9 protein-coding genes and 1 pseudogene are annotated in these 9,359 nt (G+C 67.1%); 7 read left to right on the top strand and 3 right to left on the bottom strand.

Annotated elements, in window-relative coordinates; genetic code table 11:
• The 7 genes from B2V90_RS16670 to B2V90_RS16640 all read left to right on the top strand — a co-directional run.
• A partial coding sequence (locus tag B2V90_RS16670) for a heparinase II/III family protein (RefSeq protein WP_293922383.1) occupies positions 1-654 on the top strand: 654 nt, incomplete at its 5' end.
• A gap of 50 nt (positions 655-704) precedes the next feature.
• Positions 705-1,271 (top strand): DUF1993 domain-containing protein, encoded by a 567-nt coding sequence (locus tag B2V90_RS16665; RefSeq protein ID WP_228222704.1) that lies wholly within the window; start codon positions 705-707, stop codon positions 1,269-1,271.
• An 86-nt stretch (positions 1,272-1,357) separates the two neighbouring features.
• Positions 1,358-2,947 carry a bifunctional phosphoribosylaminoimidazolecarboxamide formyltransferase/IMP cyclohydrolase gene (gene purH, locus B2V90_RS16660; RefSeq protein WP_228222703.1) on the top strand — a complete coding sequence of 530 codons (1,590 nt, stop codon included), beginning with the start codon at positions 1,358-1,360 and terminating at the stop codon, positions 2,945-2,947.
• A gap of 174 nt (positions 2,948-3,121) precedes the next feature.
• Positions 3,122-3,454 (top strand): UrcA family protein, encoded by a 333-nt coding sequence (locus tag B2V90_RS16655; protein WP_009820384.1) that lies wholly within the window; start codon positions 3,122-3,124, stop codon positions 3,452-3,454.
• A gap of 216 nt (positions 3,455-3,670) precedes the next feature.
• Complete coding sequence (locus tag B2V90_RS16650; protein ID WP_228222702.1) at positions 3,671-5,194, top strand: NAD(P)/FAD-dependent oxidoreductase; 1,524 nt, start codon at positions 3,671-3,673, stop codon at positions 5,192-5,194.
• A 4-nt stretch (positions 5,195-5,198) separates the two neighbouring features.
• The gene (locus tag B2V90_RS16645) at positions 5,199-5,606 is read left to right on the top strand and encodes a GtrA family protein (RefSeq protein ID WP_228222701.1); all 408 of its coding nucleotides are present in this window, start codon (positions 5,199-5,201) and stop codon (positions 5,604-5,606) included.
• Entirely contained in the window at positions 5,584-7,350 is a 1,767-nt protein-coding gene (locus tag B2V90_RS16640; RefSeq protein ID WP_228222700.1) for a hypothetical protein, read from the top strand. The genes B2V90_RS16645 and B2V90_RS16640 overlap by 23 nt, the downstream gene beginning before the upstream one ends.
• Here B2V90_RS16640 and msrB read toward each other — a convergent pair.
• The 3 genes and pseudogenes from msrB to B2V90_RS16625 all read right to left on the bottom strand — a co-directional run.
• Positions 7,331-7,807 (bottom strand): peptide-methionine (R)-S-oxide reductase MsrB, encoded by a 477-nt coding sequence (gene msrB / locus B2V90_RS16635; RefSeq protein ID WP_228222699.1) that lies wholly within the window; start codon positions 7,805-7,807, stop codon positions 7,331-7,333. The genes B2V90_RS16640 and msrB overlap by 20 nt on opposite strands.
• Before the next feature lie 19 nt (positions 7,808-7,826).
• A complete protein-coding gene (locus tag B2V90_RS16630) occupies positions 7,827-9,017 on the bottom strand; it encodes an ABC transporter permease (RefSeq protein ID WP_228222698.1) in 1,191 nt (396 codons plus the stop codon).
• Positions 9,014-9,359, bottom strand: a pseudogene (locus B2V90_RS16625) (ABC transporter ATP-binding protein); the annotation flags it as partial. The gene B2V90_RS16630 and the pseudogene B2V90_RS16625, both read right to left, overlap by 4 nt.

Here is a 9,359-nt window from a genome sequence, read left to right as displayed (position 1 = left end):
CTCGCCGACGCGGGGTGCGCCTCGACCGGCGCGATCGAGATCAGCGACGGGCGCCAGCGGCTCATCGTCAATTGCGGCGGCGCAGGGCTGGAGGGTGCGTGGATCACCGCCGATCTGGCGCAGGGGCTGCGCACCACCGCCGCGCACAGCACGCTGGTGCTCAATGACAGCAACTCCACCGCCCTGCTGCCCGGCGGCACGCTGGGCAAGGGCGTGACCGAGGTGGAGCTCAACCGGCAGGAAATGGACAATGGCAGCCGGCTGGAGCTCAGCCATGACGGCTATGTCCGGCGCATGGGCTATGTCCATCGCCGCCTGCTGATGGTGAGCGGCGATGGCCGCGAAGTGCGGGGCGAAGATATGCTGACCCCCGCTGAACGCCGGCGCAAGCCAGGCCGCCAGCCGGTACAGGTCCGCTTCCACCTCGCGCCCGGCGTCGAACCCACGCTGACCGCCGACAATCAGGCCGCCGTGCTGCGCATCGACCAAGGCGCGCTCTGGCAGTTCCGCACCGGCGCGGGCCTGCTCAGTGTCGAGGACAGCCTGTGGGTCGATGGCGACGGCCATCCCCATCCCACCCGCCAGCTTGTCGTCACCGGCGAAGCCCTGCCCGGCGGCTCCAGCATCGGCTGGCTGTTCAAACGGATGGGCTGAACATCCCCGTCTCACTTCTTCGCTCCCCGCTCCTGCAAGGACATCGCCGCATGACCCTGACCGACCTGCTCGTCCCCACTTGGCGCCAGATGCTGGGCGCGCTGGCCGATTGGCTTGCCAAGGCCGAGGTGCAGATGCCTGGTGGCAAGGCGGAAACGCTGCTGTCTGCGCGGCTTGCGCCCGACATGTTCCCGCTCGCAACACAAGTACGCTTCGCCTGCGTGCAAGTGTGGGAGGGCGCACATCGCCTGCGCGACGAGCCGCTGCCCGACCGGGTCATGGCGTTGCTGGACGAAGGGCGGCAGGCGGGCGACCAGCCGGGCACCATGGCGGACGCGCGGGCGCGCATCGCCGAAACCCTCGTCCTGCTCGACAGCCTGGCCGCAGACGCGCTGGACCGGGCCGGCGATGCCCCGCTTGCCCATGACCTGCCCAATGGCATGATCTTCGACCTGGCGTCCGACAGCTATGCGCGCGACTGGGCGCTGCCCCAATTTTATTTCCACGTCCTGACCGCTTACGCCATCCTGCGCGCGCAGGGCGTGGAGCTGGGTAAGGCGGACTATGTCGCGCACATGCTGCCCCGCCTGCGCCAGCCCAGCGCGCCGCAGGACTGAACCCGCATCCCAAGGCTGTATTTTTCCGCCGACCCGGCCTAAGGGACGGCCCATTCTTCCTGTCCTGCGATAAGAAAGCCTGCCTCATGTCCGACGTCACCATCAAGCGCGCCCTCCTGTCCGTGTCGGACAAGGCGGGCCTCATCGAATTGGGCCAGGCGTTGGGAAAGCATGGCGTCGAACTGGTGTCGACAGGCGGCACGGCCAGGGCGCTGCGTGAGGCGGGCCTGACGGTCAAGGATATTTCCGACCTCACCGGCTTTCCCGAGATGATGGACGGCCGCGTCAAGACGCTGCACCCCAAGGTCCATGGCGGCCTGCTCGCCGTGCGCAACAACCCGGAGCATGTCGGGTCGATGGAGGAGCATGACATCGGCGCGATCGACCTCGTCGTCGTCAATCTCTATCCCTTCGCCGCCACCGTCGCCAAGGGCGCGGGGCGCGAGGAGATTATCGAGAATATCGACATTGGCGGCCCCTCGATGGTCCGCTCCGCCGCGAAGAATCATGAAAGCGTTGCGATCGTCACCGACCCGGCCGACTATGCCCGGCTGATCGCCGAAATGGACGACAAGGGTGGCGCGACCAGCTACGACTTCCGCCGCATGCTCGCGGCCAAGGCGTATGCCGCCACCGCCGCTTATGATTCGATGATCGCCAGCTGGTTCGCCTTCGCCGATCAGGGTGTCGCCTTCCCCGAAACGCTCAGCCTGTCGAGCACGCTGGGCGCGACGCTGCGCTACGGCGAAAACCCGCATCAATCCGCCGCCCTCTATCTGCCGGTCGGCCCCACCGCGCGCGGCATCGCCCAGGCGCAGCAGATCCAGGGCAAGGAACTCTCCTACAATAATTATAACGACGCCGACGCCGCGCTGGAGCTGGTCAGCGAATTTCGCGACGGCCCGCCGACCGTCGTCATCGTCAAGCACGCCAACCCCTGCGGCGTCGCCACCGGCGACACGCTGATCGAAGCCTATGAAGCCGCGCTCGCCTGCGACAGCGTTTCGGCCTTTGGCGGCATCATCGCGGTCAACCGTCCGCTTGACGGCCCCACCGCCGAAGCGATCAGCGGCATCTTCACCGAAGTCGTCGCCGCCCCGGACGCCGATGAAGATGCGCGCGCCATCTTCGCGAAAAAGAAGAACCTCCGCCTTCTGCTGACCGGCGACCTGCCCGATCCGACGCGTCCGGGCCTTCAGGTCAAGAGCATCGCGGGCGGCATGCTGGTGCAAAGCCGCGACAATGGCCAGGTCAGCCAGGATGCGCTCAAGGTCGTGACACAGCGCGCGCCGACCGAACAGGAATTGAAGGACTGCCTGTTCGCCTGGACCGTGGCCAAGCATGTGAAGTCCAACGCCATCGTCTATGCCAGGGATGGCAGCACGGCAGGCGTCGGCGCGGGCCAGATGAACCGCCTCGAATCTGCCCGCATCGCCGCGTGGAAGGCGAAGGATGCGGCGGAAAAGGCTGGCTGGAGCGAGCCGCGCACGATCGGCTCCGCCGTCGCCTCCGACGCCTTCTTCCCCTTCGCCGACGGCCTGATGGCCGCGGTCGAGGCCGGCGCGACCGCCGTGATCCAGCCGGGCGGTTCGATCCGCGACGACGAGGTGATCGCCGCCGCCGACAAAGCGGGCCTCGCCATGGTCTTCACCGGCATGCGTCACTTCCGGCATTGAGTCTCATGCAGGTGCGAACGCATCCTGTTCGCACCTGCAAAATCGCGCAAATCCGCCACTTTTTGCCAAGTGGCCTCTTTTCAACCCGCCCTGCCGCGCCTATTTAAGGCGCGACCCTACTTCCACGTCAGACGTGGGGCACAAGATAAGAAACATGTTCGACAGGAGACAAGGATGAGCATGAAGACGCTGGCGGCCCTTGCCGCCACGATGGCCCTTGCGCTGCCCGGTATGGCCAGCGCCGGCAGCACCAATAATGACGTGATCGTCGATGGCACTAGCGGCACGGAAACGCGGTCGATGACCGTTTCGCTTAGCGACCTGAACCTCGCGAGCGCAGGCGATGTGCGCCGCGCCGATTATCGCCTGATCCGCGCATCCAAGAAAGTGTGCGGTTTCGTCAATGGATCGGTCATCCCCGTGACCGACGATTATCGCAATTGCTATGGTGCCGCGATCGACGGCGCGCGCAGCGATCTCAGCACCCTGACCCAGCGTCTGGGCTGATCGAGCGATCGCAAAAGCGCGCCGGTCGCGCTGGAGCCTTCCCCCGCGAAGGGGACTGCAGGGGGCCGTTCCGCATCGCGCGGGGCGGCCCTTTGGCATGACGGCCGGTCAGGAGCGGCCCACCCATGCGCCACCATGCTTACCGGCGATTAACCACTCCTTAGAAGATTTCCTTCACTCCGGGCGGCACGAAGACCATCGGGGGACCAGACTGCCATGCCGCATACCGATCAGAAGGTGGATGTTGCCATTATCGGGGCCGGCCCGGCCGGCCTGACCGCCGCCTACCTGCTGACCAAGCAGGGCTATAGCGTCGCCGTGATCGAAAAGGACCCGATCTATGTCGGCGGCATCAGCCGTACGGTCGAACTGAACGGCTTCCGCTTCGACATTGGCGGCCACCGCTTCTTTTCCAAGTCGCAGCAGGTGGTCGACCTGTGGAACGAGATTCTTCCGCACGATTTCATTCAGCGCCCGCGCATGAGCCGCATTTATTATGAGGGCAAATATTATAGCTACCCTCTGCGCGCGTTCGAAGCTTTGCGGAACCTGGGCATCTGGCGCTCGACGCTCTGCATGGCGAGCTTCGCCAAGGCAAAACTCTTCCCCAATCGCGACATCCGCTCCTTTCAGGACTGGACCGTCAATGCCTTCGGGCACAAGCTGTTCTCGATCTTCTTCAAGACCTACACCGAAAAGGTCTGGGGCATGCCGTGCGACGAAATGTCGGCGGACTGGGCGGCGCAGCGCATCAAGGGCCTGTCGCTCTGGGGCGCGGTCAAGGACGGGCTCAAGCGCAGCCTTGGCCTCAACAAGACGCCCAATGACGGCATGGCGACCAAGACGCTGCTGGAAAGTTTCCGCTACCCGCGCCTCGGCCCCGGCATGATGTGGGACGCGGCGCGCGACTATGTGGTCGCGGGCGGCAACCAGGTGCTGATGGCGCACAGCTTCAAGCGGCTGGAGGAAGACCAGGCGCATGGCACATGGCGGCTGATCGCCGATGGTCCCGATGGCGACGTTACCATCCGCGCCGGCCATGTCATATCCTCCGCGCCGATGCGCGAACTGGCGGGCCGCATCCACCCGCTGCCCGCCACGCTGCCGCAGGCGATGGACCTTAAATATCGCGACTTCCTGACCGTCGCTTTGATGGTGAAGGGGGATGATATCTTTCCCGACAACTGGATCTATATCCATGACCCGCGCGTGCAGGTGGGCCGGATCCAGAATTTCCGCAGCTGGTCGCCCGAAATGGTGCCCGATCCCACGCTCGCCTGCGTGGGCCTGGAATATTTCTGTTTCGAAGGCGATGGCCTCTGGTCCTCGACCGATGCCGATCTGATCGCGCTGGCGACACAGGAAATGGCGCAGCTTGGCCTGTGCAACCCCGATGATGTCGTGGGCGGCGCGGTGGTGCGTCAGGAAAAGGCCTATCCCGTCTATGACGACGCCTATGCCGCCAATGTGCTGGCGATGCGCACCGAACTGGAAGCGCGTTATCCCACGCTGCACATGGTCGGCCGCAACGGCATGCACCGCTACAACAATCAGGATCATGCGATGATGACGGCGATGCTGACGGTGCGCAACATCATCGCCGGCCGCCGCGTCCATGATGTGTGGCAGGTCAATGAGGACGCCGAATATCATGAGGCTGGCGCCGAAGGACAGGATGCCGACGCGCAGGCCGCGCTTGCCAGCGTCCGCGCCGTCCCTGCCCGGCTCAAGGCGGCCTGACTCCATGGCCCCCCGCCTCCGGGCGGCGGTGCTGCCGGTCGCGCGCCTGATGTTCGCCCGCTATCTGCTGGCCAGCATCATCGCGCTCGCCAGCGACTTCGCCCTGTTCCTGCTGCTGGACCGCCTGGGCCTGGCGCCGGTCGCGGCGGCGTGCGGCGGCTATGCCGGCGGCCTGCTGGTCCATTGGGCGATCAGCGTCCGCTTCGTCTTCGACACCGGGGCAGGGCCATCGCATGGCCAGCGCCTCGCCTTCATCGCCAGCGCGCTGCTGGGCATGGGCATGACCATGGCGATGGTCGGCGCGCTCAGCCTTGTCGGGACCGCGCCCGCGCTCGCCAAGCTCCTGTCCGTCCCGGTCAGCTTCCTCACCGTCTATGCGATTCGCAAATATGGCGTCTTCGCCCGCGCCTGACCTGCGCCGCGCCGCGCTCTGGGCAGGACTCGCCTGGCTGACGTGCTGCGTGGTCCTGATCTGGCTGGCCCATGGCCGCTTCTCGGCGCTCGCCTTTCGCGATCCCGATGATGCGATGCGGCTGGTGCAGGTGCGCGACTGGCTGGCCGGGCAATTCTTTTTCGATGTGTCCCAGCATCGGGTGAACCCGCCCCATGGCGGACCGATGCACTGGTCGCGCATCGTCGACATGCCGATCGCGGGCCTCATCCTGCTCCTGCGGCCGCTGCTGGGGGCAGCGAGCGCCGAACTCATCGCCTGCATCGCCGTGCCGCTCCTACTGCTGGGCGGTCTTGTCGCCGCCGCCTTCATCGCCGCGCGCCCAATCGCGGGCAGCGCCGTGGCGCTGGTCGTCGTCATCCTGTTGCTGACATCGCCTAGCATCCTGGTGCAATTCGCGCCGCTGCGCATCGACCATCATGGCTGGCAGATCCTGCTTGCCGGCGTCGCGCTGATGGGCGCGTTCGACGGGCGGCCCGCGCGGGGCGGCGTCATCGCCGCGCTCGCGCTGGCGACATGGCTCCAAATTTCGAGCGAGGCGCTGCCTTATACGGCACTGTTCGCCGGCCTGTTCGCGCTGCGCCACTGGATCGACCGGGCTCAGGCGCCCGGCTTCATCGCCTTCGCGGTGACGCTCGGCCTTGCCGCCGCCACCCTGCTGGCGCTGCTGCGCGGGCCGGGCGCGCTGCTGGCGACGCAATGCGATGCGCTGTCCTACGCCTATGTCTGGCCGCTCGTCGCGCTGGCCCTCGTCGCTGCGCTCGCCGGGCGCTTCATTGGCCTGGATACCGCCAGGCGGCGGCTGATCGTCGCCGCGCTGGCGGGCGGCGCAGCGGTCGCGACCTTCCTCATGACCGGCGGCCCCTGCCTGTCGGGTGATCCTTTCGCGGCGCTCGGCCCGGTCGCCTATCGCCTCTGGTATCTCAAGGTCATGGAAGGGCGGCCGATCTGGGCGCAGGATCTTGCCATGCGCGGCGCCATCCTGCTGCCCGCGATGACAGGCCTTGCCGGCGCGCTGCTGGCGGCATGGCACGCATCGGGTGCGGCGCGGGCGCGCTGGGCGACGCTGGCGCTGCTGATCGTCGGCGCGACGCTCGTGGCGATGCTGGTGATGCGCGCCCTGTCGGTCGCCCATCTCTTTGCGCTGCCGGGCATCGCCTGGCTGATCGTCCTGCTCTTTCGCCGCGCGCAGGCCGCGCCCAGCGCGATCATCCGCGTCCTTGGTTCAGCAGCGCTGGTGCTGCTATCGCCAGCGGGGCTGAGCGCCGCCTGGATCGCGCTTGCCTCCCACCACCCGGCCGAGGACAAGAGCGCCGCCGCCGACTGCCGCGCTCAATCCATCCTCGCGCGCCTCGACCGCCTGCCGCCCGCCACCCTGTTTGCGCCAATCGACATGGGGCCGGACATATTGCTGCGCACCCGCCACAGCGTCATAGCCACTGCCCATCACCGCAATGTCGCGGGCCTGACTGAAGTCATCCGCGCCTTCGTCGCCGACCCGCAACAGGCGCGATCCATCGTCGCGGGCAGCGGCGCGACCTATCTGGTCGGATGCGATTCGCTGACGGAACTCCGCTCCTACGCGCGCGAGAACCCTGAGGGTCTGGCCGCCATGGTCCGGCAGGGCCGCGCGCCGGATTGGCTGGAATCGCTGCCGGGTAAGGGACCGCTGCGGGTCTGGCGGATCAGGCGGGCTGGAAGCTGAGCGCCACGCCGTTCATGCAATAACGCTTGCCCGTGGGCTTGGGGCCATCATCGAACACATGGCCCAGATGTCCGCCGCAGCGCGCGCAATGCACCTCGGTGCGCGGATAGCCCAGCGCGAAGTCGCGACGGGTGCCCACCGCGCGCGGCAAGGGCGCCCAGAAACTGGGCCAACCGGTGCCGCTGTCGAACTTGGTCTTGCTGCTGAACAGCTTTTGCGCGCATCCCGCACAAGCAAAGATGCCGGCGCGATGCTCGTCATTGAGCGGACTGCTATAGGGATGCTCGGTCGCTTCCTGCCGCAACACCTTATAGGCCCAGGGGCTCAGCTTCTTGCGCCATTGCGCGTCGGTCAGCGTATAGGCATAGGCCGCCTCCGCCTCGCCCGGCAACAATTGCCACAGCGCCACCGCGCCCACGCCACTGGCGATGCCGCCCAGAAAATGCCGTCTGTCCATGGGCGACGGCGTACCGCAATCAGCCTGTCGCCGGCCTGAACAGCTGTTTCCACCAGCGCCCGCCCGACTGCATCACATGCCGCCGGAACAACAGCACGCCCACCCGGATGATCAGCGCCACGAACGCCGCCTGCCATAGCAACGCCAGCAGATGCGGCCACACCGCCGCATCCTGCCCCGCCCGCGCGATCATCGCGAAGGGCGAACTGAACGGGAAGATGCACGCCGCGATCTCGGCCGGCGATCCCATATGATCGACGGCATAGCTGGCGAAGAAGAAGATCAGCATCTGCCCCATGGTGATCGGCATGTTGAGCGTCTGCACCTCGCGCACCGTCGCGGCCTGCGCGCCGATCCCCAGGAACAGCGAGCCCAGCAGCGTATAGGCCATGGTGAAATAGGCGAGCGCCAGCGCCAGGAAGATCGGCCATCCAACCGCCGGCGCGGGCAGCCCGGCGGGCTGCCCGCCCGCCGCCAGGAAAATGGCGAACGCCGTCCCGCCCCAGAAGGCGATGCCCACCAGGCTCATCGCCAGCATCGCCATCAGCTTGCCCAGGAATATCGCGTCGATCGGCACGGCGGCCGCCAATATCTCGATGATCTTGTTCGTCTTTTCCTCAACCAGGTTGGACAGGATCATGCCCGCCAGCAAGATAGTGAGGAAAAATATCACCACCTGCGCCGCCCGCCCGATCAGCAGCCGCGCCTGCGCCTGCGCGCCCAGACTTGTCGCGACTTCCTGCCGCTCGACCGGCACGAACCGCAGCGTCCGCTCCGCCAGCGCAGCCGTCGCCAGCAGGCTGACGTCGCCCTGCAACCGGTCCAGATCCTCCGGCTTTCCTGTCAGCATCGGGCGCGCCAATGAACCGGACAGGATCGCCACCACCTGCGAATCGGGATGTGCCAATTGTGCGCGGGGATCGGGCACCAGCGGCGCTTTTTGCATATGGGGCAGCGCATCCGCCCCCATCCGCTCGGTCAGCCGCCGCTGCGCCCGCAGCATCGCCGCCGTCTCCGCCGGGGCCAGCGCCACGCCCACCACCGGCCGCAGGTCCGACCGCGAAATCCGCTCGCCCAGCCCGCCAAAGGCAAAGCCGATGACGATCGGCAGCAACGGCCCCAGCAGGAACAGGATGAAGGTGCGCGACAATACCACCGCGGTAAAATCGCGCCGGGCGATGACGAATGCCGCGCGCCACAATGCCATCATGCCCGCGCCTCCTTGTCCTTTTCATCGCGCATCTGCCGCGCCACCGCTTCGCCGGCGATCGCGACGAAGGCGTCGTGCAGCCCCGGCCGCTCGATCGACAGGCTCTCGATCCCCGCCCGGTCGTCGATCAGCGCGCGCAGCAGCGGCTCTATCCCCTCGGCCGGCAAAGCGAAATGCCACGCCCCCTCCTGCGCCATCGTATCGGGCGGCAGGGCGCGCCGCCACGCCCCGTCGGTCGCCCGCGTGCGCAGCCGCACCTGCGGTTGCAGGCTGTCGCGCGCCTCGCTGACCGTGCCGTCGAACCGGAGGCGCCCGCCCGCGAGGAGGGCGGCCCGCTCGCAC

This window comes from Sphingobium sp. UBA5915 (genome assembly GCF_002431195.1).
Classification (GTDB): domain Bacteria; phylum Pseudomonadota; class Alphaproteobacteria; order Sphingomonadales; family Sphingomonadaceae; genus Sphingobium; species Sphingobium soli.
This window is presented reverse-complemented; position numbering and strand designations above follow the sequence as displayed.